Source organism: Micromonospora sp. PLK6-60, assembly GCF_019890675.1.
Taxonomy (GTDB): Bacteria; Actinomycetota; Actinomycetes; order Mycobacteriales; family Micromonosporaceae; genus Micromonospora.
Window position 1 is genome coordinate 71630 of sequence record NZ_JAIOAA010000010.1, and the last position, 22959, is coordinate 94588.

Sequence of the window (22959 nt, forward strand, 5' to 3'; positions counted from 1 at the left end):
TGACACGACGAAGCCCCCGGCCTCCCGCCGGGGGCTTCGTCGTGCCCGGGCCGCCCGGCACCGGGCATGATGGGGCCATGACCACCGCACCCGGGCCGGCACCCGTCGGGTACGCGGGCACCCGCCACCCGCTGGATCCGGACCCGGCCCGCGCCACCAAGGCCCGGGCGGTCTTCGCGCTCGGGCTGATCGCGGCGCTGACCGGCCTGTTCGTGGGCGGGATCGTGCCGGCGACGATCGCCCTGCAACTGTCCCGGCAGGCGCGCCGTGAGGCGTGGGCCTCCGGCGGCTTCCTGACCGGGGGCGCCTGGCTGCGCCGCGGCGAGCGGCTGGCCTGGGTCGGTCTGGTGCTCGCCGCGGTAGCGCTGGTCGGCGCGCTGGTCGTCGGGGTGGTCCGGTGGGCGGATGCGCCCTTCGGGCAGGACTACGCCCCCAACATCGACTGACCGCCGCCGGATCCTCGCGCCGGGCCCGGACGGGGAGCGTGCCGGCGGTAGCCTGACCGGTGTCCGTCGCGTGACGGTGGGCGTGGCTGGCCAGGAGGAGGAGCGCGTGACGGAACCGGTGCCGCCGGCGGCGGGTGACCCGGGACGCTCCGGGGAGGGCTCCGCGCCGGGCGGGGACGGCGGGCCGGGCGACCGGAGTCCGGCGTCGGCGCGGTGGGACGAACCGGCGAGCCTGCCGCCGGAGACCGCCTCCGTCGGGTACGCGCCACCGCCCGTGCCGCCGACCGGCCAGCCCGCGCCGGGGACCAGCCCATACCCGGGCCAGCCGTACTCCGGGCAGCCGTACTCGGGCCAGCCGTACCCCGGGCAGCCGTACCCCGGGCAGCCGTACCCCGGGCAGCCGTACCCCGGGCCGCCGTACTCGGGCCAGCCGTACCCCGGCCAGCCGTACTCGGGCCCGCCGCACTCGGGGCAGCCCTACCCGGGCGGGGGGCCCGTTGGGCCGTACCCTCCGGGCGGGCCGGCGTCCGGCGGCCCGATGCGGCCCGGCTGGCCGGCACCCGGTTCGTGGGGTCCGCCGCCGGGGCCCGGGTGGCCGCCCGCGCCGGCCCACCCCGGTTGGGGCGGCCCCCGGCCGTCGCGTGAGCCGGCCCGGCCGCCGAAGCGGATCGACCCGGTGCCGGGTACGCCGTTCGGGGTGGTCCACCTGGACGTGCCGCCGGTCACCTCCGGCCTGGCCACCGCGTCGCTGCTGGTGGGTATCGTCTCGATCCTGGTCTCGCTGCTGGTGCTCTGCGTCGGCCTCGCCGCCCGGAGCGCGGGCGGGGTCTGGGCCGCCGGCGCCATCACCGTGCTGGGCGCGATCGCCGGGACGGCCGCGATCGTGACCGGTCTGCTCGGGTCGCGGCAGATCCGCCGGCCGGCCGCCCCGCCGGAGGTCCGGTTCGCCGGCCGCGGGCTGGCCCGGGCCGGGCTGATCTGCGGTTGCGTCGGGCTGGGGCTGAGCCTGCTCGGCCTGGCGCTGGCCCTGGTGCTGCAGTTCACGTGACGGCGGTCGCTACGGGCCCGAGCGGCCGTACCCGGGGCGAGCCGGTACACTTGACGTCGTAGGTGCCCATCGTGGGCGTACGGGGACGACGGTTCGAGGACGACGGGTTGCGACGCAGCCCACTCCGACCGTTCCGTTTTGACCTGTGCGGCTGTGGTAGGTACTCTTTCCCCTTGTGCCCGGGCCCGCCCGGGCAACTCGTGCGTGCGCTGGCGCCGGTGCCCCCGGTGATCGCGCGGCGACACGACAAAGGCCCAAGACCCGGCGCGTGGTGAGCCGCGTGCCGGTGACAGAAAGCCGGTTACGCGCGCGAGCGACGACACCGGACCGCGATCCGGGCGACACGCCCGACCGCGGGTGCTGGGGCCGCCGTCAGGCGGACCCGGTTGGAATGTAGGAGAGCCGTCCATCCGGCCGGCTAAGAGCAGACGGCGCGGTCGCCTAGCAGCGGCCGAAGGGAGCGGAGAAACCCGGTGCCCACCATCCAGCAGCTGGTCCGAAAGGGCCGTCAGGCCAAGACGACCAAGACCAAGACCCCGGCGCTGAAGGGTTCCCCTCAGCGGCGCGGTGTGTGCACCCGCGTGTACACCACCACCCCCAAGAAGCCGAACTCGGCGCTCCGCAAGGTCGCGCGTGTCAAGCTCAGCAGCCAGATCGAGGTGACCGCCTACATCCCGGGCGTCGGCCACAACCTGCAGGAGCACTCGATCGTGCTCGTCCGCGGTGGTCGGGTCAAGGATCTTCCCGGCGTGCGCTACAAGATCGTTCGCGGCTCGCTGGACACCCAGGGTGTCCGCAACCGCAAGCAGGCTCGCAGCCGCTACGGCGCGAAGAAGGAGAAGAGCTGACATGCCGCGTAAGGGACCCGCTCCGCGGAAGCCGCTGGTCGCTGACCCGGTGTACAACTCGCCGTTGGTCACCCAGCTGGTGAACAAGATCCTGATGCGCGGCAAGCGTCAGCTCGCCGAGCGCATCGTGTACGCCGCCCTGGAGGGCTGCCGCGAGAAGTCCGGCACCGATCCCGTCGTCACGCTGAAGCGGGCGATGGACAACGTGAAGCCGACCCTCGAGGTCCGCAGCCGTCGGGTCGGTGGCGCCACCTATCAGGTCCCGGTCGAGGTGCGGCCGTCCCGCGCGACCACCCTGGGTCTGCGCTGGCTGGTGAGCTACTCCCGGGCCCGTCGCGAGAAGACCATGATCGAGCGGCTGATGAACGAGCTGCTCGACGCGAGCAACGGCCTCGGTGCCGCCGTCAAGCGGCGCGAGGACACCCACAAGATGGCGGAGTCCAACAAGGCCTTCGCGCACTACCGCTGGTAACACCGGGGGTTCCGGCGCCCGACCGGCGCCGGAACCGCCACCAGTTGTGTCGGGACGACGATAAGTAGGGATTGAAGTGGCCGCCGCAGACGCGCTCGCCAACGTACGCAATATCGGCATCATGGCGCACATCGATGCCGGTAAGACCACTACCACCGAGCGAATCCTGTTCTACACCGGTATCACGTACAAGATCGGTGAGGTCCACGAGGGCGCCGCCGTCATGGACTGGATGGAGCAGGAGCAGGAGCGCGGTATCACCATCACTTCCGCCGCCACGAAGTGCGAGTGGAAGGGCCACACGATCCAGATCATCGACACGCCCGGCCACGTCGACTTCACGGTCGAGGTGGAGCGGTCGCTGCGCGTGCTGGACGGTGCGGTCGCGGTCTACGACGGTGTCGCCGGCGTGGAGCCGCAGACGGAGAACGTCTGGCGTCAGGCCGACAAGTACCACGTCCCGCGGATGTGCTTCGTCAACAAGCTCGACCGGACCGGTGCCGACTTCTTCCGCTGCGTGCAGATGATGATCGACCGGCTGAACGCCACCCCGCTGGTGCTCCAGATCCCGATCGGCCTCGAGGGCGACCACATCGGCGTCGTCGACCTGGTCGGCATGCGCGCCCTCACCTGGCGTGGGGAGACCCAGAAGGGTGAGGACTACGCCATCGAGGAGATCCCGGCCGAGCTGGCCGACTCCGCGGCGGAGTGGCGCGAGAAGCTGATGGAGACCCTGGCCGACGTCGACGACTCGGTGATGGAGAAGTACCTGGAGGGCGAGGAGATCTCCGTCGAGGAGATCAAGGCCGCCATCCGTCGGGCCACCATCGCCAGCAAGGCCAACCCGGTCCTCTGCGGCTCGGCGTTCAAGAACAAGGGCGTGCAGCCCATGCTCGACGCCGTGATCGACTACCTGCCGTCGCCGCTGGACGTCCCGGCCATCGAGGGCACCGCGACCGACGGCGAGACCCCGCTGCAGCGGAAGCCGTCGAAGTCCGAGCCGTTCTCCGGTCTCGCCTTCAAGATCCAGACCGACAAGCACCTCGGCAAGCTCACCTACGTCCGGGTCTACTCCGGCATCGTCGAGACCGGCACCCAGGTGGTCAACTCCACCAAGGACCGCAAGGAGCGGGTCGGCAAGATCTACCAGATGCACGCCAACAAGCGGGAAGAGCGTGGCTCGGCCCAGGCCGGCGACATCATCGCGGTGCAGGGTCTGAAGCAGACCACCACCGGTGACACCCTGTGCGACCCGGCGAACCCGGTCATCCTGGAGTCGATGACCTTCCCGGAGCCGGTCATCGAGGTCGCCATCGAGCCGAAGACCAAGGCTGACCAGGAGAAGCTCAGCACCGCCATCCAGCGGCTCGCCGAGGAGGACCCGACCTTCCGGGTCAAGCTCGACGACCAGACCGGTCAGACGGTCATCTCCGGCATGGGCGAGCTGCACCTGGACATCCTGGTCGACCGGATGCGCCGCGAGTTCAACGTCGAGGCGAACATCGGTAAGCCGCAGGTGGCGTACCGCGAGACGATCCGCCGCAAGGTGGAGAAGATCGAGTACACCCACAAGAAGCAGACCGGTGGTTCCGGCCAGTACGCCCGGGTCATCATCAGCGTGGAGCCGCTGCCGCTGGGCAACGACGCGCCGACCTACGAGTTCGCGAACGCCGTCACCGGTGGCCGCATCCCCCGGGAGTTCATCCCGTCGGTGGACGCCGGCGCCCAGGACGCCATGCAGTACGGCATCCTCGCCGGCTTCCCGCTGGTGGGTGTCAAGGTGACGCTGCTCGACGGTCAGTACCACGAGGTCGACTCGTCCGAGATGGCGTTCAAGATCGCCGGTTCGATGGTGATGAAGGAGGCGGCCCGCAAGGCCGACCCCGCGTTGCTCGAGCCGATGATGGCCGTTGAGGTCACCACTCCTGAGGAGAACATGGGTGACGTCATCGGCGACCTCAACTCCCGGCGGGGCATCATCCAGGCGATGGAGGAGCGCAGCGGCGCTCGCGTCGTCCGGGCCCTGGTGCCGCTGTCGGAGATGTTCGGCTACGTCGGCGACCTGCGGTCGAAGACCCAGGGCCGGGCTAGCTACAGCATGCAGTTCGACTCCTACGCCGAGGTTCCGAACTCGGTGGCCAAGGAGATCATCGCCAAGGCGACGGGTGAGTGACGCTCACCTGAGCTGAGGCGCGAGCCGGGTCCGGTCGCGGGAACGCTCTCCCACCCGCGACCACCCGGGCGGATCGCATGAATCCGGGCCTGTAGGCTTCATCGCCGCAGAACCCACAAAGGCTTCCCGGCCGTCAGGCCGGAAAGGCTGTCGACAGAGTCCTAAGCGCCGACCCGGCGCACCGGGGCGAACGAACCAAGAAGTCCACAGGAGGACACCAGTGGCGAAGGCTAAGTTCGAGCGGACTAAGCCGCACGTCAACATCGGCACCATTGGTCACATCGACCACGGTAAGACGACGCTGACGGCGGCCATCACCAAGGTCCTGCACGACCAGTACCCGGACCTGAACCCGTACACGCCGTTCGACGAGATCGACAAGGCGCCGGAGGAGAAGGCCCGCGGCATCACGATCTCGATCGCGCACGTCGAGTACCAGACCGAGGCGCGGCACTACGCGCACGTCGACTGCCCCGGTCACGCCGACTACATCAAGAACATGATCACCGGTGCCGCGCAGATGGACGGCGCGATCCTGGTGGTGGCGGCGACCGACGGCCCGATGCCGCAGACCCGCGAGCACGTGCTGCTGGCCCGTCAGGTCGGTGTGCCGTACATCGTCGTGGCGCTCAACAAGAGCGACATGGTCGACGACGAGGAGCTCCTGGAGCTCGTCGAGCTCGAGGTCCGCGAGCTGCTCTCCTCGCAGGAGTACCCGGGTGACGACCTGCCGGTCGTCCAGGTCTCCGCGCTGAAGGCGCTCGAGGGCGACCCGGTCTGGACCGAGAAGCTGCTCGAGCTGATGAGCGCGGTCGACACCGCGATCCCGCAGCCGGAGCGCGAGACCGAGAAGCCGTTCCTCATGCCCGTCGAGGACGTCTTCACGATCACCGGTCGCGGCACCGTCGTCACCGGTCGTGTCGAGCGTGGCGTGCTGCTCCCGAACGAGGACGTCGAGGTCGTCGGCATCCGCGAGAAGGGCTTCAAGACCAAGGTCACCGCGATCGAGATGTTCCGGAAGACCCTGGACGACGCCCGCGCAGGCGAGAACGTCGGCCTGCTGCTGCGGGGCACCAAGCGCGAGGACGTCGAGCGCGGCATGGTGGTCGTCAAGCCGGGCACCACGACCCCGCACACGGAGTTCGAGGCGACGGTCTACATCCTCTCCAAGGAGGAGGGCGGCCGGCACACCCCGTTCTTCCAGAACTACCGTCCGCAGTTCTACTTCCGGACCACGGACGTCACCGGCGTCGTCACGCTGCCCGAGGGCACCGAGATGGTCATGCCGGGCGACAACACCTCGATGTCGGTGAAGCTGATCCAGCCCATCGCCATGGAGGACAACCTGAAGTTCGCGATCCGCGAGGGTGGTCGGACGGTCGGCGCGGGTCGCGTCACCAAGATCATCAAGTGAGCTAGGTAACCCCGATTGGCGTTGCCGTGCGGTAGTACGGCATACTGGTCAGGTTGCGTAACGACGGTTGGTCGACCGTGTCCGGCGAAAGTTGGACCTCCGGCTATGACCAACAGTCGGGCGTTGGGTGGTTGATCGCCCCCGTGGCGGTCAACCACCCTCGCACGGCGTCCAGATCGCTGTGATGCGATCGGCGCCCTGACCCACCGCGAGGTCGGCAGTCGCTCCGGAGTCCCGGGGCGGAGCCTGGCCCGAGGGCGCGACACGCCCGACCGCGGGGGTCGGCGAAGTGGGCCTGTGCCAGCCGGCGCAGGTGCCCGCAACACAGCGGCATCGAGAGAAGGAACAGAAGCCACCATGGCGGGACAGAAGATCCGCATCCGGCTCAAGGCCTATGACCACGAGGTCGTCGACTCCTCGGCTCGGAAGATCGTCGAGACGGTGACGCGTACCGGGGCGCAGGTCGCTGGCCCGGTGCCGCTGCCCACGGAGATCAACCGTTTCTGCGTTATCCGCTCGCCGCACAAGTACAAGGACTCGCGCGAGCACTTCGAGATGCGCACGCACAAGCGGCTGATCGACATCATCGACCCGACCCCGAAGACGGTCGACTCGCTCATGCGCCTCGACCTGCCGGCTGGCGTCGACATCGAGATCAAGCTGTAGGGATCGGACAAATGGACAGGCAAGTCAAGGGGATCCTGGGCGCAAAGCTCGGCATGACCCAGGTCTGGGACAACAACCGTGTTGTCCCGGTGACCGTGGTTCAGGCCGGCCCGTGCGTCGTCAGCCAGGTTCGTAGCGCCGAGAAGGACGGTTACTCCGCGGTCCAGCTGGCCTACGGCACGATCGACCCGCGCAAGGTCAAGAAGCCGATCAGCGGGCACTACGCGAAGGCGGACGTTGCGCCGCGCCGGCACATCGTCGAGCTGCGCACCGTTGACGCCGCGGACTACTCGCTGGGCCAGGAGGTCACGGTCGAGGAGTTCCCGGTCGGCGTCGTCATCGACGTCACCGGCAAGACCAAGGGCAAGGGCTACGCCGGCCCGATGAAGCGGCACGGCTTCCACGGTCTGCGCGCGAGCCACGGTGTCGAGCGCAAGCACCGCTCGCCCGGCTCCATCGGCGCCTGCGCCACCCCGGGTCGCGTCTTCAAGGGCACCCGGATGGCGGGCCGGATGGGTGGCGTGCGCTACACCGTCCAGAACCTGACCGTCCAGGCGGTCGACACCGAGAACAACCTCCTGCTCGTCCGTGGCGCCATCCCCGGCCCCAAGGGCGCGCTGGTCCTGGTCCGTACCGCGGCCAAGACCAAGGCGAAGAAGGGCGGTGCGGCCAAGTGACCACCGTTGACGTCCGCAACGTCGAAGGCGCCAAGAGCGGCTCCGTCGAGCTGCCGGCCGACATCTTCGACGTCCAGGCGAACCTCGCCCTGATGCACCAGGTCGTGGTGGCTCAGCTCGCGGCGGCCCGCCAGGGCACGCACAAGGCCAAGAGCCGGGGCGAGGTCCGCGGCGGCGGCAAGAAGCCGTACAAGCAGAAGGGCACCGGTCGGGCCCGCCAGGGTTCGACCCGCGCGCCGCAGTTCGCCGGCGGTGGCGTGGTCCACGGCCCGGTGCCGCGCGACTACAGCCAGCGCACCCCGAAGAAGATGAAGGCCGCCGCCCTGCGTGGCGCCCTCTCCGACCGGGCGCGCGCCGGCCAGGTGCACGTCGTCGAGGCGTTCGTCTCGGGCGAGACGCCGTCGACCAAGGCCGCCCTGGCCACGCTGGCCAAGCTGACCGAGGCCCGTCGGGTCCTGGTCGTGCTGAGCGGCACCGACGAGCTGAACTGGGTGTCGCTGCGCAACGAGCCGCGGGTGCACCTGATCGAGGCCGGCCAGCTCAACACGTACGACGTGCTGGTGGCCGACGACGTGGTCTTCACCAAGGAGGCGCTGGACGAGTTCCTGGGCGTCCCGGCCGAGACCACCGAGGAGGGTGGCAAGTGAGCACGATCGCCGATCCGCGTGACGTCATCGTCGCGCCGGTCGTCTCGGAGAAGAGCTACAGCGAGCTGAACCGCAACTGGTACACCTTCCTGGTGCACCCGGACGCGAACAAGACCGAGATCAAGATCGCTATCCAGCAGATCTTCAACGTCCGCGTCCTGACGGTCAACACGCTCAACCGCGAGGGCAAGCGCAAGCGGACCCGTACCGGGTTCGGCCAGCGCAAGGCCACCAAGCGGGCGATGGTGAAGCTGGCTGACGGTGACCGTATCGAGGCCTTCGGCGGCCCGGTCAGCTGAGGGGTGTAGACAATGGCTATCCGTAAGTACAAGCCGACGACGCCGGGCCGGCGTGGCTCGAGCGTCGCCGACTTCGCCGAGATCACCCGATCGACGCCCGAGAAGTCGCTGCTGGCGCCGCTGCCGAAGAAGGGCGGACGCAACGCCCACGGCCGGATCACCACGCGGCACCACGGTGGCGGTCACAAGCGCCAGTACCGTCTGATCGACTTCAAGCGGGTCGACAAGGACGGCGTGCCGGCGAAGGTCGCCCACATCGAGTACGACCCGAACCGCACCGCGCGCATCGCGCTGCTGCACTACGCCGACGGCGAGAAGCGCTACATCATCGCGCCGAAGGACCTGAAGCAGGGCGACCGGGTCGAGTCGGGGCCGAGCGCCGACATCAAGCCGGGCAACAACCTGCCGCTGCGCAACATCCCGGTCGGTACCACGATCCACAACGTGGAGCTGCGTCCGGGTGGCGGCGCGAAGCTGGCCCGTTCGGCCGGCGTCGGCATCCAGCTGCTCGGCCGCGAGGGCGCGTACGCGACCCTGCGCATGCCGTCCGGCGAGATCCGGCGGGTCGACGTGCGCTGCCGCGCCAGCGTCGGCGAGATCGGCAACGCCGACCAGTCGAACATCAACTGGGGTAAGGCCGGCCGCATGCGGTGGAAGGGCAAGCGCCCGACCGTCCGTGGTGTCGCCATGAACCCGGTCGACCACCCGCACGGTGGTGGTGAGGGTAAGACCTCCGGTGGTCGCCACCCGGTCAACCCGCAGGGTAAGCCCGAGGGCCGCACCCGCCGTAAGGGCCAGCCGAGCGACAAGCTGATCGTCCGCCGCCGCTACGCCACGCGTAAGCGCGGCTGAGGGAGATAAGACATGCCTCGCAGCCTGAAGAAGGGCCCGTTCGTAGACGACCACCTGCTCAAGAAGGTGGAAGTGCAGAACGACAAGGGCTCGAAGAACGTGATCAAGACCTGGTCGCGGCGCTCGACGATCATCCCGGAGATGCTGGGGCACACGATCGCCGTGCACGACGGACGCAAGCACGTCCCGGTGTTCGTGACCGAGGCGATGGTCGGGCACAAGCTCGGCGAGTTCGCGCTGACCCGCACGTTCAAGGGTCACGAGAAGGACGACCGGAAGAGCCGTCGGCGCTGACGCCGCGGGCATACGGATAGAGGAACAAGGGGTTACAGCGATGCCAGGAAAGGGCGACGCTCCGGTGCTTCCGGGCGCGCGGGCGGTTGCGCGGCACGTGCGCATCTCGCCGATGAAGGCGCGCCGGGTGGTCAACCTCGTCCGCGGCCTGCCCGCGAAGGAGGCGCTCACGGTGCTGCAGTTCGCGCCGCAGGCTGCGAGCGAGCAGGTGTACAAGGTGCTCGCGAGCGCGATCGCCAACGCGGAGAACAACGAGCGGCTGGACCCCGACGCGCTGCTCGTCAGCGAGGCGTTCGTCGACGAGGGCCCGACGATGAAGCGGTTCCGGCCGCGGGCGCAGGGCCGGGCGTACCGGATCCGTAAGCGCACCTGCCACATCACGGTGGCGGTCGAGGCGGTGGCGCCGGCGACGCCGAAGAAGGCGTCGGCCAAGAAGACGGCCCCGGCCAAGCAGGACCAGGCCGCCGAGGGGCAGAGCACGACGGAGGGTGCCGAGTAATGGGTCAGAAGGTTCACCCCACTGGGTTCCGGCTCGGCATCTCGACCGACTGGAAGTCCCGCTGGTTCGCGGACAAGCTCTACAAGGACTACATCGGCGAGGATGTCAAGATCCGCCGGATGATGTCCAAGGGCCTGGAGCGGGCGGGTATCTCCAAGGTCGACATCGAGCGCACCCGGGACCGGGTTCGGGTCGACATCCACACCGCCCGTCCGGGCATCGTCATCGGCCGCAAGGGCGCCGAGGCGGACCGGATCCGTGGCGAGCTGGAGAAGCTCACCGGCAAGCAGGTGCAGCTCAACATCATCGAGGTGAAGAACCCCGAGTCGGACGCGCAGCTGGTCGCCCAGGGCGTGGCCGAGCAGCTGTCCAGCCGGGTCAGCTTCCGTCGGGCCATGCGCAAGGCGATGCAGTCCGCGATGAAGAACCCGGCCTGCAAGGGCATCCGGGTGCAGGTCTCGGGTCGTCTGGGCGGCGCCGAGATGAGCCGGACCGAGTTCTACCGCGAGGGTCGGGTTCCGCTGCACACGCTGCGGGCCAACATCGAGTACGGCTTCTTCGAGGCCCGTACCACCTTCGGCCGGATCGGTGTGAAGGTCTGGATCTACAAGGGCGACGCCGTTCCGGGCCGGGAGGCCCCGGCCGAGGCCGCCCCGTCGCGCGGCCCGCGCCGCGACCGTGGCGACCGGCCGGAGCGGCCGCGCCGTGGCCGCTCGGGTTCGTCGGGTACGACCGCCGGTGGCACCGAGGCCGGCCGGGCTGCCGCGACCACCATCGCGCAGCAGGCCGAGACGCCGGCCGGTGACCCGGTCGACGCCGGGGCCGTGGCCGCGGCCGCGACCCAGCCGGCAGAAACGCAGCAGGAGGGCTGACAGATGCTGATGCCGCGCAAGCCCCCGAAGGGCTTCCGCAAGCCGCACCACCCGGACCGCAGTGGCGCGTCCAAGGGTGGTAACCGGGTGGTGTTCGGCGAGTTCGGGATCCAGGCTCTCGAGCCGGCGTACGTGACGAACCGGCAGATCGAGTCGGCGCGTATCGCGATGACCCGTCACATCAAGCGTGGCGGCAAGGTCTGGATCACCATCTTCCCGGACCAGGCCCTCACCAAGAAGCCGGCCGAGACCCGGATGGGTTCCGGTAAGGGTTCGCCGGAGTGGTGGGTCGCCAACGTCAAGCCGGGGCGGGTCCTCTTCGAGATGTCCTTCCCCAACGAGCAGATCGCGCGCGAGGCCATGCGCCGCGCGATCCACAAGCTCCCGATGAAGTGCCGGATTGTTACGCGCGAAGTGGGTGAATCCTGATGGCAGCGGGCGTCAAGCCTTCCGAGCTGCGTGAGCTCTCCGAGGAGGAGCTGGTCACGAAGCTGCGCGAGGCCAAGGCGGAGCTGTTCAACCTCCGCGTGCAGGCCGCAACCGGGCAGCTGGACAACAACCGGCGGCTGCAGGTCATCCGTCGGGAGATCGCCCGGATCTACACGATCATGCGTGAGCGCGAGCTGGGTCTCTCGGCCGCGCCGACTGAGGTGACTGCATCATGAGTGACGAGAACGCGACCGCCACCGTGCGCGCGCGCCGCAAGGTCCGTGAGGGCCTCGTGGTCAGCGACAAGATGGAAAAGACCGTCGTGGTCGAGGTCGAGGACCGGGTCAAGCACGCGCTGTACGGCAAGATCATGCGCCGTACCAGCAAGCTCAAGGTCCACGACGAGCAGAACACCGCCGGCATCGGCGACCGGGTCCTGATCATGGAGACCCGGCCGCTGTCCGCCACGAAGCGGTGGCGGCTCGTGGAGATCCTCGAGAAGGCCAAGTAGCGAAGGCTCGAGCTCGGCCGGCGAACCGGTCGGGCGAGGTTCCGCCAGGCTCCGGCCGTCCTGCGGGGCGGCCGGAGAACCGGCAGACATAGGAGATAGACGTGATTCAGCAGGAGTCGCGACTGCGCGTCGCCGACAACACGGGTGCCCGGGAGATCCTGTGCATCCGCGTTCTCGGTGGCTCCGGTCGGCGCTACGCGAGCATCGGCGACGTCATCGTGGCCACCGTGAAGGACGCGATCCCGGGTGCCGGTGTCAAGAAGGGCGACGTGGTCAAGGCCGTCGTCGTCCGCACCGCCAAGGAGCGGCGGCGGCCGGACGGCTCGTACATCCGCTTCGACGAGAACGCCGCCGTCATCATCAAGGACGGCGGGGACCCGCGCGGTACCCGCATCTTCGGCCCGGTGGGCCGGGAGCTGCGGGACAAGCGGTTCATGAAGATCATCTCTCTCGCGCCGGAGGTGTTGTGACCGTGAAGGTCAAGAAGGGCGACACGGTCGTCGTCATCGCCGGCAAGGACAAGGGTGCCAAGGGCAAGGTCATCGCGGCCTACCCGCGGCAGGACAAGGTCCTGGTCGAGGGCGTGAACCGGGTCAAGAAGCACACTCGCATCAGCACCACTCAGCGTGGCGCCAAGACCGGTGGCATCGTCACCCAGGAGGCCCCGATCCACGTCTCGAACGTGATGGTCGTGGACTCCGACGGCAAGCCGACCCGCGTCGGCTACCGGATCGACGACAACGGCCAGAAGGTCCGCATCGCGCGTAGCACCGGTAAGGACCTGTGATGACCACGGCTACCGAAACCAAGACCCTGCCGCGCCTCAAGCAGCGGTACCGCGACGAGGTCGTGGCGAAGCTGCAGGAGCAGTACGCCTACGGCAACCCCATGCAGGTGCCCGGGCTGGTCAAGATCGTCGTCAACATGGGTGTCGGCGAGGCCGCTCGGGACGCCAAGCTGATCGACGGCGCGGTCCGCGACCTGGCCACCATCACCGGCCAGAAGCCGCTGGTCCGGCGGGCGACCAAGTCCATCGCGCAGTTCAAGCTCCGCGAGGGCATGCCGATCGGCGCGAAGGTGACCCTGCGCGGCGACCGGATGTGGGAGTTCCTGGACCGGCTGCTGTCGATCGCGCTGCCGCGTATCCGCGACTTCCGCGGTCTGGACGGGCGCAAGCTCGACGGGCACGGCAACTACACGTTCGGGCTGACCGAGCAGTCGGTGTTCCACGAGATCGACCAGGACAAGATCGATCGCCAGCGGGGCATGGACATCACGGTGGTCACCACCGCCACGACCGACGACGAGGGCCGGGCGCTGCTCAAGCTCCTGGGCTTCCCGTTCAAGGAGAACTGAGATGGCCAAGAAGGCGCTGATCCTCAAGGCGGCCGCGAAGCCGAAGTTCTCGGTTCGCGCGTACACCCGCTGCCAGCGGTGCGGGCGTCCGAAGGCGGTCTACCGCAAGTTCGGTCTCTGCCGGGTGTGCATCCGGGAGATGGCCCACCGCGGTGAGCTGCCCGGCGTGTCCAAGGCTTCCTGGTAATAGCCCGGCGCGCTCCGCGCGTCAGCTGAACTGTCTCTTCGCCGTAGGCCCCGGGCCTGGCCCGGGGAACCCCGGCGAGAAAGGTTGACGAGTTTCATGACGATGACCGACCCGATCGCAGACATGCTCACGCGTCTGCGTAACGCCAACCAGGCGTACCACGACCGGGTGACGATGCCCTACTCGAAGATCAAGGCGAACATCGCCGAGGTTCTCAAGGCCGAGGGTTACATCGCCACCTGGTTGGTCGAGGAGCCCGAGGAGGGCGCCGTCGGCAAGCGACTGGTCGTCGAGCTGAAGTACGGCCAGAACCGGGAGCGGAGCCTGGCCGGCATCAAGCGCGTGTCCAAGCCCGGTCTCCGGGTGTACGCCAAGTCGGACGGGCTCCCCCGGGTGCTCGGTGGGCTGGGCGTGGCGATCATTTCGACGTCCCAGGGGCTGCTGACCGACCGGCAGGCCCGCAAGCGGAGCGTTGGCGGGGAAGTCCTCGCCTTCGTCTGGTAACGGGAGACTGGTAGAAATGTCGCGTATTGGACGTAAGTCGATCCCGGTGCCTTCCGGCGTCGACATCACGATCGAGGGGCGGACCGTCAAGGTCAAGGGCCCCAAGGGCGAGCTGAGCCACGTGCTGGCCGAGCCGATCACCGCCGAGCGGGGCGACGACGGCGAGCTGCACGTCAACCGGCCGAACGACGAGCGCAAGGCCAAGGAGCTGCACGGCCTGAGCCGTACGCTGGTGGCCAACATGATCGTCGGGGTTACCGAGGGCTACCGCAAGAGCCTGGAGATCGCCGGCACCGGTTACCGCGTCACCGCCAAGGGCAAGGACCTGGAGTTCGCGCTCGGGTTCTCGCACCCGGTGCTGGTGCCGGCGCCGGACGGCATCACCTTCACCGTCGAGCGGCCGACGCTGTTCCACATCGCCGGCATCGACAAGCAGCAGGTCGGTGAGATCGCCGCCAACATCCGGAAGATCCGCCCGCCGGAGCCCTACAAGGGCAAGGGCATCAAGTACCAGGGCGAGGTCATCCGCCGTAAGGCTGGAAAGGCAGGTAAGAAGTGAGCGCCACGCTGCTCAAGCGCCGCCGCGGCGTTGCCGCCAAGCGCGCCGTCGGGCGTGCGCGCCGGCACTTCCGGGTCCGCAAGAACATCAGCGGCACCGCTGCGCGTCCCCGCCTGGTGGTCACCCGCTCGCTGCGGCACATCGTCGCCCAGATCGTGGACGACACCAAGGGTCACACCCTGGCGTCGGCCTCGACGATGGACGCCTCGCTGCGCGGTGCCGAGGGCGACAAGCGCGCCCTGGCCGGCAAGGTCGGCGCCCTGCTCGCCGAGCGGGCCAAGGCCGCCGGCGTCTCGAAGGTCGTCTTCGACCGCGGTGGCAACCGGTACGCGGGGCGGGTCGCCGCGCTTGCCGACGCCGCCCGCGAAGCCGGGCTCGAGTTCTAGAAACCCCGTCACGAGAGAGAAGGAAGGCTGCTGATGCCAGGTCAACAGCGCCGTGGCGGCGGGTCCGGTGGCAACGAGGGTGGTCGCCGCGACAACCGCCGTGAGGGCGGCCGCGGAAACGCGCCCGTCGAGAAGACCCCGCACCTCGAGCGGGTCGTCGCGATCAACCGCGTCGCCAAGGTCGTGAAGGGTGGTCGTCGCTTCAGCTTCACCGCCCTGGTGATCGTGGGCGACGGCGACGGCACCGTCGGCGTGGGCTACGGAAAGGCCAAGGAGGTGCCCGCGGCGATCGCCAAGGGTGTCGAGGAGGCCAAGAAGCACTTCTTCAAGGTGCCGCGGATCGGTCAGTCGATCCCGCACCCGGTCACGGGCGAGGACGCCGCCGGTGTGGTGCTGCTCAAGCCGGCCTCCGCCGGTACGGGCGTCATCGCCGGTGGTCCGGTGCGTGCCGTGCTGGAGTGCGCGGGCATCCACGACGTGCTCTCCAAGAGCCTCGGCTCGTCGAACCCGATCAACATCGTGCACGCCACGGTCGCGGCGCTGAAGGGGCTCGAGTCCCCGGAGGCCGTCGCCGCCCGCCGTGGCCTGCCGGTCGAGGACGTCGCGCCGGCCGCCATGCTCGCCTCGCGGGCGGGGGTGGCGTCCTGATGGCTCGCCTGAAGGTCACCCAGGTCCGGTCCGAGATCGGGACCAAGAAGAACCAGCGTGACTCGCTGCGTTCGCTCGGTCTCAAGCGGATCAACGACGTGGTGGTCAAGGAGGATCGTCCGGAGATCCGCGGCATGATCTTCACGGTCAACCACCTCGTGAAGGTCGAGGAGGTCGAGTAATGACGATCAAGGTGCACCACCTGCGTCCGGCGCCCGGTGCCAAGACCGCGAAGACCCGCGTGGGTCGCGGTGAGGGCTCCAAGGGCAAGACCGCCGGTCGCGGTACCAAGGGTTCGAAGGCCCGGAAGAACATCTCGCCGGCGTTCGAGGGTGGGCAGATGCCCATTCACATGCGCCTGCCGAAGATGAAGGGCTTCAAGAACAAGTTCAAGGTCGTCTTCCAGGTGGTCAACCTGGACCGGCTGGCCGAGCTGTTCCCGAACGGCGGCCAGATCGGCCCGCAGGAGATGGTCGACGCCGGGGCGGTCCGCAAGGGCCACCCGGTCAAGGTGCTCGGCACCGGCGACCTCGGCGGCGTGTCTCTCCAGGTGTCGGCGCACGCGTTCAGCGCGTCGGCCAAGGAGAAGATCACCGCCGCCGGTGGCTCGGTCTCCGAGCTGTAAGGCGGATCCAGGCGCCCGCTCAGTTGTCACCGACTGGGCGGGCGCCCTGGTCTACCAGGCACGTGTGCGCCAAGTAACATCGGATTCGGTTTATGTAGCCGGGCACATCTGCCCGGACCGGGATCGGGCTGTTAGAGTCCCTTCCCAGCTATGGATATCGGGCAGTCCGCCCGGCACCCACCCCGCCCCGCCAGGGAACACCGGCGGCCCGCGTCGCGCAGGAGGAAGAAGTTGCTGTCCGCCTTTCTCAGTGCGTTCCGTACGCCTGACCTGCGCAAGAAGCTGCTGTTCACAGTCGGCATCATCGCGGTCTACCGACTGGGCGCCACGCTGCCCAGCCCGGGCGTCTCGTACGGCAACGTGCAGAAGTGCCTCGACAGCATCCAGGGTGACACCACCGGGGTGCTGAACCTGCTGGACCTCTTCTCCGGCGGCGCGTTGCTGCAACTCTCGGTCTTCGCGCTGGGCATCATGCCCTACATCACCGCGTCGATCATCCTGCAGCTGCTCACCGTGGTCATCCCGCGGCTGGAGCAGCTCCGCAAGGAGGGTCAGGCCGGCCAGGCGAAGATCACCCAGTACACCCGGTACCTGACCCTGGGCCTGGGCGTCCTGCAGTCCTCGGCGTTCGTCGCGCTGGCTCGTTCCGGCCAGCTCTTCCAGAACCGCTGCGACCAGTGGCCGATCGTCCCCCAGGGCACCGGCATCCCGGACTGGCTGACGCTGGTCATCCTGGTCATGACCATGACCGCGGGCACCGGCATGGTGATGTGGCTCGGCGAGCTGATCACCGACCGCGGCGTCGGCAACGGCATGTCCGTGCTGATCTTCACCTCGATCGCGGCCCGGCTCCCCAGCGAGGGCTGGAAGATCAAGACCCAGCAGGGTTGGGGCAAGTTCATCCTGGTGCTCGCGCTGGTCCTGGTGGTCATCACCGCGGTCACCTTCATCGAGCAGGCGCAGCGCCGGATCCCGGTGCAGTACGCGAAGCGCATGATCGGCCGGCGGATGTACGGCGGCACCTCGACCTACATCCCGCTGAAGGTCAACCAGGCGGGTGTCATCCCGGTCATCTTCGCCTCGTCGCTGCTCTACCTGCCGCAGCTGGCCCTGCAGTTCTTCGACCAGACCAACCCGGGCAAGACCCAGGCCTGGATCCAGAACAACGTCGTCGCGCCGGCCAGCCCGCTGCACATCGCGATCTACTTCCTGCTGATCATCTTCTTCACGTACTTCTACGTGTCGATCACGTTCAACCCGACCGAGGTCGCGGACAACATGAAGAAGTACGGCGGTTTCGTGCCGGGCATCCGCCCGGGCCGGCCGACCGCCGAGTACCTCGACTTCATCCTCAGCCGGATCACCCTGCCGGGCGCGCTCTACCTGGGCATCGTCGCGGTCCTGCCGAACTTCTTCTTCATCTGGCTGAACAGCCAGCAGTTCCAGAACTTCCCGTTCGGCGGCACCGCTGTGCTCATCATGGTCGGCGTCGGTCTGGAGACCGTGAAGCAGATCGAGAGCCAACTCATGCAGCGGAACTACGAAGGGTTCCTGCGGTAGATGCGACTCGTTCTGGTGGGCCCGCCGGGCGCGGGCAAGGGCACCCAAGCGGAGTTCATCGCCGCTCACCTCTCGGTGCCGAAGATCTCGACCGGTGACATCTTCCGGGCCAACGTCTCCCAGGGCACGCCGCTGGGCGTGGAGGCCAAGCGGTACATGGACGCCGGCAAGCTGGTGCCGGACGAGGTGACCATCAACATGGTCCGCGACCGGCTGGCCGAGGCGGACGCCGCGGAGGGGTTCCTGCTCGACGGGTTCCCGCGCACCACGCCGCAGGCCGCCGCGCTGGACAAGCTCCTCGCCGACCTGGGCACCGCGCTGGACCTGGTGCTGGAGCTGGTCGTCGACGACGACGAGGTGATCCGGCGGCTCTCCGGCCGGCGCACCTGCCGGGGCTGCGGCAAGATCTGGCACGTCGAGTTCGACGCCACCACCCGGGACGGCATCTGCGACCGCTGCGGCGCCGAGCTGTTCCAGCGCGACGACGACAAGCCGGAGACCATCGCCGCCCGGCTGCGGGAGTACGCCGAGAAGACCGCGCCGCTTGTCGACTACTACGGCGCCCAGGGCAAGCTGGTGGGGATCGACGCCACCGGCCCGGTGGAGGACGTGACCGTCCGCGCCATCGACGCCCTCCGCTCGTACGGCGGATGACGTCCCGCCGGTCCGCCGGCGGATAGAGTGCGAACAGCGGGGTACGCGAGACGTGCCCCGCTGTTCCGCGTAGAACGAAAGGTAACGCCTCCATGCGCCGTCCCCAGCTGGACATCCAGCTGAAGACCCCGGCCCAGATCGAGAAGATGCGCGCCGCCGGCCTGGTGGTCGCCGAGGCGCTGCGCCGGATGCGGGAGGCGGTCGCCCCCGGGGTCAGCACCGCCGACCTGGACGCGATCGCCGAGTCGACCATCCGCGAGGCGGGCGCCGTCCCCTCGTTCAAGGGCTACCACGGCTTCCCCGCGTCGATCTGCTCCTCAGTCAACGAGCAGGTGGTGCACGCCATCCCGAGCCCGAAGCAGGTGCTGCGGGACGGCGACGTGATCTCGATCGACTGCGGCGCGGTGCTCGACGGCTGGCACGGCGACGCGGCGATCACGGTGGGGGTGGGCGAGGTCGACCCGGCGCTGCTGAAGATGGCGGCGGTGGCCGAGGACGCCATGTGGGCCGGGATCGCCGCGGCGGCGCGCGGGGCGGCCGGCGGCAGGGGCCGGCTCACCGACATCTCGCACGCCGTGGAGAACGCGGTCCGCCGCGGCGGCCGGTACGGCATCGTCGACGGCTACGGCGGGCACGGCATCGGCACCGAGATGCACCAGGACCCGCACGTGCTGAACCACGGGCGCCCCGGACGCGGGCCGAAGCTGGTCCCCGGCATGGCGCTGGCCATCGAGCCGATGATCACCATGGGTTCGCCCCGTACGGTGGAGCTCGCGGACGGCTGGACGGTGGTCACCCGGGACGGCTCGATGGCCGTGCACGTGGAGCACTCGATGGCGCTGCTGGACGACGGGGTCTGGGTGCTGACCGCGTTCGACGGCGGCCGGGGCCGGTTGGGCGACCTGGTGACCGCCCGGCAGCCGGCCGGCTCCCCGGCGCCCTGACCGACGACCCGCTCCGGCGGCCGGCGGCGCCTTCCAGTGACCGGCCGCCGCTACGTCGTGGCTGTTCTCGGTGGTTGTTCTCGGCTCGCGGGCGTCGCTCGTCCCGGTGGGGGCGAATCGAGCGTGATACCTCTGAGGCATATTGATGACTCAGAGGTATCAGCCGTTCGGGAGTCCCCGCTGCCCGGCAGGTGACTCTCCGTGGCCGTCACCCCGCCGCGGGCCCGGGCGCGACTGCCGCCGGCGGCTCGGTGGGCCGACCAGGGGGCCGACCAGGGGGCCGGGTCCGGGGCGCTGGTGAGGGCTGGCGGGCGGGTGCCATGCTTGCCCCCATGGAGGGGCGCAGCGGGATGCGGGCGGGCGACGCTGACCGCGAGGTCACGGCGGAGCGGCTCCGGGTGGCGTTGAACGAGGGCCGGCTCGACCTGCACGAGTACGACGAGCGCCTGCAACGGGCGTACGGTGCGAAGACCTACGGCGAGCTGGACGCGCTGCTGGCCGACCTGCCCGGGGCGATCCCGGCGGCACTCCCGGCGCCCCGCCCGGCCGACGCGCCGGTGACCGCCCCGCCCCCGCCCGGGGCGAGTGACCTGTCCGGGATGCCGGCCGGGACGGGTGACCCGGCGGGGGAGCGGCCGGTCGATCCGGGCCGGGTCCGCCGGCAGTGGCTGGCCGAGGTGTGGCTGCCCTGGCTCCGGGTGGCGGCGATCCTGACCGCCATCTGGCTGGTCAGCGGGGTGGGCGGGGGCTTCGGCTACTACTGGCCGCTGTGGGTGCTCGGGCCGTGGGGCGCGGTGGTGCTGATGCAGACCGCCGGTGGCCTGGCCACCGGGGAGCCGCAGCGGGCGGTGGAGCGGCAGCGGCGGCGCAGGGCCGAGCGGCACGAGCGCCGGCAGGTGCAGCGACAGGCGCGCCGGGAGGCCACCGCGATCGAGGACGACGCCGCCACGGGGCGTGACGAGGGTCACAGCGACCGGCCCGCTCGTCCGGCCGGGTGACCGCCCGGGTGGTCGGTTTGGCGACCGCCCGCCGACGGGCGTACACTTTCTGATCGGCGCACAGCGTCCACTCCGGCATGCCCACCCGCGCTTCTGTGGGAGCCGGAGCCGCGGCTGGCTCGGACCACCATCGGGTGGTCCGTGTAAGACGTTGTGGGCCGTCCGGAGCAACCGACGTCAGGACAGCGGAGGACATGCCGAAAAAAGACGGAGCCATCGAGATCGAGGGTCGGGTCATCGAGCCCCTGCCGAACGCCATGTTCCGGGTGGAGCTCGCGAACGGTCACAAGGTGCTGGCTCACATCAGCGGCAAGATGCGGCAGCACTACATCCGCATCCTGCCGGAGGACCGGGTCGTCGTCGAACTCTCGCCGTACGACCTGACCCGCGGGCGCATCGTCTACCGCTACAAGTAAGCCTGACGGCGGCCGGGGACGTCCCGTGTCCGTCTTCGACGTCCGGCGTCGCGCCTCGCGACTCCGGGCCAGATGGGAAGTAAGGCAACCGTGAAGGTCAAGCCGAGCGTCAAGAGGATCTGCAACAAGTGCCGGGTTATCCGCCGGCACGGCCGGGTCATGGTCATCTGCACCGACCCGCGCCACAAGCAGCGCCAGGGCTGACCCACTCGCACCGGTCGTGACGGCCGGTCGGAGGGTTCGCTCGGGCCGCAGATCCCCGATCGCACATCACCAAGCTCGTCCCAGCCGCGAGCGGTACGCAGCGCGTACTCCCTCGTGGTTGACCCCCGGTCGGAGGCCGGGGCCCGCTCGGGCAGCGACCGATCCCGGTCGCCGGCGCGTGACGCCGGAAGGACAGGGACGGTCGGTCAGCGGGGTGGGACGGGTCCACACCTCCGCCACAACATCACGAGGAGTACGCCCGCACATGGCACGTCTAGTCGGCGTGGATCTCCCCCGCGAGAAGCGGATGGAGATCGCGCTCACCTACATCTTCGGGGTCGGTCGCACCCGCGCCCTGGAGACGCTCAGCGCGACCGGCATCTCGCCGGACAAGCGCGTTCGGGACCTCACGGACGAGGAGCTGGTCGAGCTCCGGAACCACATCGAGGCCAACTACAAGGTCGAGGGCGACCTGCGCCGCGAGGTCGCCGCCGACATCCGCCGCAAGGTCGAGATCGGCTGCTACGCCGGCATCCGGCACCGCCGCGGTCTGCCCGTGCGTGGTCAGCGCACCAAGACCAACGCGCGGACCCGGAAGGGCCCCAAGCGGACCGTCGCCGGCAAGAAGAAGCCCGGCAAGAAGTAACTAGGAGCGCACAGACTTATGCCACCGAAGGCTCGTGCCGGAGCCGCCGTCAAGAAGGTCCGGCGCAAGGAACGCAAGAACGTCGCCCACGGGCAGGCGCACATCAAGAGCACCTTCAACAACACCATCGTGTCCATCACGGACCCGACCGGTGCGGTCATCTCCTGGGCCTCGTCCGGCCAGGTGGGCTTCAAGGGCTCCCGCAAGTCGACCCCGTTCGCCGCGCAGCTGGCCGCCGAGGCCGCCGCGCGTCGGGCCATGGAGCACGGCATGCGCAAGGTCGACGTGTTCGTCAAGGGTCCCGGCTCCGGCCGGGAGACCGCCATCCGTTCGCTGCAGGCCGCCGGGCTGGAGGTCGGGCAGATCTCCGACGTCACCCCGCAGCCGCACAACGGGTGCCGTCCGCCGAAGCGTCGCCGGGTCTGAGAGGTTAGAGAGAGATGGCTCGTTACACCGGTGCTGACTGCCGCCGTTGCCGGCGGGAGAAGATGAAGCTGTTCCTCAAGGGCAGCAAGTGCGATGGCCCGAAGTGCCCGTTCGAGTCCCGGCCGTTCCCGCCCGGGCAGCACGGCCGCGGCCGCACCAAGGAGACGGAGTACCTGCTCCAGCTCCGTGAGAAGCAGAAGGCCCGCCGGGTCTACGGCGTGCTGGAGAAGCAGTTCCGCGGCTACTACGAAGAGGCCGTGGGCAAGAAGGCCAAGACCGGTGAGGTTCTGCTCCAGATCCTCGAGTCGCGGCTGGACAACGTGGTCTACCGGGCCGGCTACGCCAAGTCCCGGGACATGGCCCGCCAGCTGGTCAAGCACGGCCACTTCACCGTGAACGGCAAGAAGGTCGACATCCCGTCGTTCCGCGTCAAGGAGCACGACATCATCGAGGTCCGGGGCAAGAGCAAGGAGCTCACCCCGTTCATCGTCGCGCAGGCCGAGGCCGGCTCCAAGACCGTTCCGGCGTGGCTCGAGGCCATCCCCAGCCAGATGAAGGTTCTCGTGCACTCGCTCCCGGCCCGCCAGGTGATCGACACCCAGGTCCAGGAGCAGCTGATCGTCGAGCTCTACTCCAAGTAGGGGCTCGTTGCGGTGGCCCGCCCTCACCGGGGCGGGCCACCGGAACAGTTTGTGTCGT

At 69.3% G+C, this 22959-nt stretch carries 36 protein-coding genes; all 36 read left to right on the forward strand.

The window, feature by feature from the left end; genetic code table 11:
- The first annotated feature begins 77 nt into the window (after nucleotides 1–77).
- The 36 genes from K7640_RS19525 (at nucleotide 78) to rpsD (ending at nucleotide 22901) form a co-directional block, all read left to right on the forward strand.
- Nucleotides 78–446: a hypothetical protein gene (locus K7640_RS19525; protein ID WP_222956310.1), complete on the forward strand. Its 369-nt coding sequence runs from the start codon at nucleotides 78–80 to the stop codon at nucleotides 444–446.
- Between the two features lie 667 nt (nucleotides 447–1113).
- The gene (locus K7640_RS19530; RefSeq protein ID WP_222956417.1) at nucleotides 1114–1494 is read left to right on the forward strand and encodes a hypothetical protein; all 381 of its coding nucleotides are present in this window, start codon (nucleotides 1114–1116) and stop codon (nucleotides 1492–1494) included.
- Between the two features lie 473 nt (nucleotides 1495–1967).
- On the forward strand, nucleotides 1968–2342 hold the full coding sequence (gene rpsL, locus K7640_RS19535) for a 30S ribosomal protein S12 (protein WP_007465318.1): 375 nt from the start codon (nucleotides 1968–1970) through the stop codon (nucleotides 2340–2342).
- Between the two features lies 1 nt (nucleotide 2343).
- Complete coding sequence (rpsG, locus tag K7640_RS19540) at nucleotides 2344–2814, forward strand: 30S ribosomal protein S7 (protein ID WP_222956311.1); 471 nt, start codon at nucleotides 2344–2346, stop codon at nucleotides 2812–2814.
- A 76-nt stretch (nucleotides 2815–2890) separates the two neighbouring features.
- On the forward strand, nucleotides 2891–4987 hold the full coding sequence (gene fusA / locus K7640_RS19545) for an elongation factor G (RefSeq protein ID WP_222956312.1): 2097 nt from the start codon (nucleotides 2891–2893) through the stop codon (nucleotides 4985–4987).
- Between the two features lie 220 nt (nucleotides 4988–5207).
- Nucleotides 5208–6401 (forward strand): elongation factor Tu, encoded by a 1194-nt coding sequence (tuf, locus tag K7640_RS19550; RefSeq protein WP_091065773.1) that lies wholly within the window; start codon nucleotides 5208–5210, stop codon nucleotides 6399–6401.
- A gap of 357 nt (nucleotides 6402–6758) precedes the next feature.
- Nucleotides 6759–7067, forward strand: coding sequence for a 30S ribosomal protein S10 (gene rpsJ / locus K7640_RS19555; protein ID WP_007073037.1), 309 nt, complete (start codon nucleotides 6759–6761; stop codon nucleotides 7065–7067).
- A gap of 11 nt (nucleotides 7068–7078) precedes the next feature.
- Nucleotides 7079–7744 (forward strand): 50S ribosomal protein L3, encoded by a 666-nt coding sequence (gene rplC, locus K7640_RS19560; RefSeq protein WP_222956313.1) that lies wholly within the window; start codon nucleotides 7079–7081, stop codon nucleotides 7742–7744.
- The gene (gene rplD, locus K7640_RS19565) at nucleotides 7741–8391 is read left to right on the forward strand and encodes a 50S ribosomal protein L4 (RefSeq protein ID WP_222956314.1); all 651 of its coding nucleotides are present in this window, start codon (nucleotides 7741–7743) and stop codon (nucleotides 8389–8391) included. The genes rplC and rplD overlap by 4 nt, the downstream gene beginning before the upstream one ends.
- Entirely contained in the window at nucleotides 8388–8690 is a 303-nt protein-coding gene (gene rplW / locus K7640_RS19570) for a 50S ribosomal protein L23 (RefSeq protein ID WP_222956315.1), read from the forward strand. Before rplD ends, rplW begins: the two co-directional genes overlap by 4 nt.
- Nucleotides 8691–8702: 12 nt before the next feature.
- Nucleotides 8703–9542: a 50S ribosomal protein L2 gene (rplB, locus tag K7640_RS19575; RefSeq protein ID WP_222956316.1), complete on the forward strand. Its 840-nt coding sequence runs from the start codon at nucleotides 8703–8705 to the stop codon at nucleotides 9540–9542.
- Nucleotides 9543–9554: 12 nt separating this feature from the next.
- Entirely contained in the window at nucleotides 9555–9836 is a 282-nt protein-coding gene (gene rpsS, locus K7640_RS19580; protein ID WP_007465299.1) for a 30S ribosomal protein S19, read from the forward strand.
- A 40-nt stretch (nucleotides 9837–9876) separates the two neighbouring features.
- Nucleotides 9877–10335, forward strand: coding sequence for a 50S ribosomal protein L22 (gene rplV, locus K7640_RS19585; RefSeq protein WP_222956317.1), 459 nt, complete (start codon nucleotides 9877–9879; stop codon nucleotides 10333–10335).
- Nucleotides 10335–11207 carry a 30S ribosomal protein S3 gene (gene rpsC, locus K7640_RS19590; protein ID WP_222956318.1) on the forward strand — a complete coding sequence of 291 codons (873 nt, stop codon included), beginning with the start codon at nucleotides 10335–10337 and terminating at the stop codon, nucleotides 11205–11207. The genes rplV and rpsC overlap by 1 nt, the downstream gene beginning before the upstream one ends.
- Before the next feature lie 3 nt (nucleotides 11208–11210).
- Nucleotides 11211–11636: a 50S ribosomal protein L16 gene (rplP, locus tag K7640_RS19595; RefSeq protein ID WP_007465292.1), complete on the forward strand. Its 426-nt coding sequence runs from the start codon at nucleotides 11211–11213 to the stop codon at nucleotides 11634–11636.
- Complete coding sequence (rpmC, locus tag K7640_RS19600; protein ID WP_013288628.1) at nucleotides 11636–11872, forward strand: 50S ribosomal protein L29; 237 nt, start codon at nucleotides 11636–11638, stop codon at nucleotides 11870–11872. Before rplP ends, rpmC begins: the two co-directional genes overlap by 1 nt.
- Complete coding sequence (gene rpsQ, locus K7640_RS19605; RefSeq protein WP_222956319.1) at nucleotides 11869–12147, forward strand: 30S ribosomal protein S17; 279 nt, start codon at nucleotides 11869–11871, stop codon at nucleotides 12145–12147. The genes rpmC and rpsQ overlap by 4 nt, the downstream gene beginning before the upstream one ends.
- 101 nt (nucleotides 12148–12248) lie before the next feature.
- Nucleotides 12249–12617, forward strand: a complete 369-nt coding sequence (rplN, locus tag K7640_RS19610; RefSeq protein ID WP_007465279.1) for a 50S ribosomal protein L14 — start codon at nucleotides 12249–12251, stop codon at nucleotides 12615–12617.
- Complete coding sequence (rplX, locus tag K7640_RS19615) at nucleotides 12614–12934, forward strand: 50S ribosomal protein L24 (RefSeq protein ID WP_018217055.1); 321 nt, start codon at nucleotides 12614–12616, stop codon at nucleotides 12932–12934. The genes rplN and rplX overlap by 4 nt, the downstream gene beginning before the upstream one ends.
- Complete coding sequence (gene rplE, locus K7640_RS19620) at nucleotides 12934–13503, forward strand: 50S ribosomal protein L5 (protein WP_222956320.1); 570 nt, start codon at nucleotides 12934–12936, stop codon at nucleotides 13501–13503. The genes rplX and rplE overlap by 1 nt, the downstream gene beginning before the upstream one ends.
- A 1-nt stretch (nucleotide 13504) precedes the next feature.
- Nucleotides 13505–13690, forward strand: coding sequence for a type Z 30S ribosomal protein S14 (locus K7640_RS19625; protein ID WP_007073023.1), 186 nt, complete (start codon nucleotides 13505–13507; stop codon nucleotides 13688–13690).
- A 96-nt stretch (nucleotides 13691–13786) separates the two neighbouring features.
- Entirely contained in the window at nucleotides 13787–14194 is a 408-nt protein-coding gene (rpsH, locus tag K7640_RS19630) for a 30S ribosomal protein S8 (RefSeq protein WP_067301438.1), read from the forward strand.
- A gap of 16 nt (nucleotides 14195–14210) precedes the next feature.
- A complete protein-coding gene (gene rplF, locus K7640_RS19635) occupies nucleotides 14211–14753 on the forward strand; it encodes a 50S ribosomal protein L6 (RefSeq protein WP_222956321.1) in 543 nt (180 codons plus the stop codon).
- A complete protein-coding gene (gene rplR, locus K7640_RS19640) occupies nucleotides 14750–15139 on the forward strand; it encodes a 50S ribosomal protein L18 (protein ID WP_222956322.1) in 390 nt (129 codons plus the stop codon). Before rplF ends, rplR begins: the two co-directional genes overlap by 4 nt.
- A gap of 33 nt (nucleotides 15140–15172) precedes the next feature.
- A complete protein-coding gene (rpsE, locus tag K7640_RS19645; RefSeq protein WP_222956323.1) occupies nucleotides 15173–15787 on the forward strand; it encodes a 30S ribosomal protein S5 in 615 nt (204 codons plus the stop codon).
- Nucleotides 15787–15969, forward strand: a complete 183-nt coding sequence (gene rpmD / locus K7640_RS19650) for a 50S ribosomal protein L30 (RefSeq protein ID WP_013473693.1) — start codon at nucleotides 15787–15789, stop codon at nucleotides 15967–15969. Before rpsE ends, rpmD begins: the two co-directional genes overlap by 1 nt.
- On the forward strand, nucleotides 15969–16412 hold the full coding sequence (gene rplO, locus K7640_RS19655) for a 50S ribosomal protein L15 (protein ID WP_222956324.1): 444 nt from the start codon (nucleotides 15969–15971) through the stop codon (nucleotides 16410–16412). Before rpmD ends, rplO begins: the two co-directional genes overlap by 1 nt.
- A gap of 231 nt (nucleotides 16413–16643) precedes the next feature.
- Nucleotides 16644–17972 (forward strand): preprotein translocase subunit SecY, encoded by a 1329-nt coding sequence (secY, locus tag K7640_RS19660; RefSeq protein ID WP_222956325.1) that lies wholly within the window; start codon nucleotides 16644–16646, stop codon nucleotides 17970–17972.
- Nucleotides 17973–18626: an adenylate kinase gene (locus K7640_RS19665; protein ID WP_222956326.1), complete on the forward strand. Its 654-nt coding sequence runs from the start codon at nucleotides 17973–17975 to the stop codon at nucleotides 18624–18626.
- A gap of 92 nt (nucleotides 18627–18718) precedes the next feature.
- Nucleotides 18719–19570, forward strand: coding sequence for a type I methionyl aminopeptidase (gene map, locus K7640_RS19670; RefSeq protein WP_222956327.1), 852 nt, complete (start codon nucleotides 18719–18721; stop codon nucleotides 19568–19570).
- 332 nt (nucleotides 19571–19902) lie between these two features.
- Nucleotides 19903–20568: a DUF1707 domain-containing protein gene (locus tag K7640_RS19675; protein WP_255609496.1), complete on the forward strand. Its 666-nt coding sequence runs from the start codon at nucleotides 19903–19905 to the stop codon at nucleotides 20566–20568.
- Nucleotides 20569–20762: 194 nt separating this feature from the next.
- Nucleotides 20763–20984, forward strand: coding sequence for a translation initiation factor IF-1 (infA, locus tag K7640_RS19680; protein ID WP_007073013.1), 222 nt, complete (start codon nucleotides 20763–20765; stop codon nucleotides 20982–20984).
- A gap of 90 nt (nucleotides 20985–21074) precedes the next feature.
- Nucleotides 21075–21188, forward strand: a complete 114-nt coding sequence (gene rpmJ, locus K7640_RS19685; RefSeq protein WP_012184307.1) for a 50S ribosomal protein L36 — start codon at nucleotides 21075–21077, stop codon at nucleotides 21186–21188.
- Nucleotides 21189–21453: 265 nt separating this feature from the next.
- Nucleotides 21454–21834: a 30S ribosomal protein S13 gene (gene rpsM / locus K7640_RS19690; RefSeq protein WP_222956328.1), complete on the forward strand. Its 381-nt coding sequence runs from the start codon at nucleotides 21454–21456 to the stop codon at nucleotides 21832–21834.
- Nucleotides 21835–21852: 18 nt separating this feature from the next.
- Nucleotides 21853–22260, forward strand: a complete 408-nt coding sequence (gene rpsK / locus K7640_RS19695; protein ID WP_014440747.1) for a 30S ribosomal protein S11 — start codon at nucleotides 21853–21855, stop codon at nucleotides 22258–22260.
- Nucleotides 22261–22274: 14 nt separating this feature from the next.
- On the forward strand, nucleotides 22275–22901 hold the full coding sequence (rpsD, locus tag K7640_RS19700) for a 30S ribosomal protein S4 (RefSeq protein ID WP_089155247.1): 627 nt from the start codon (nucleotides 22275–22277) through the stop codon (nucleotides 22899–22901).
- Nucleotides 22902–22959: the final 58 nt, after the last annotated feature.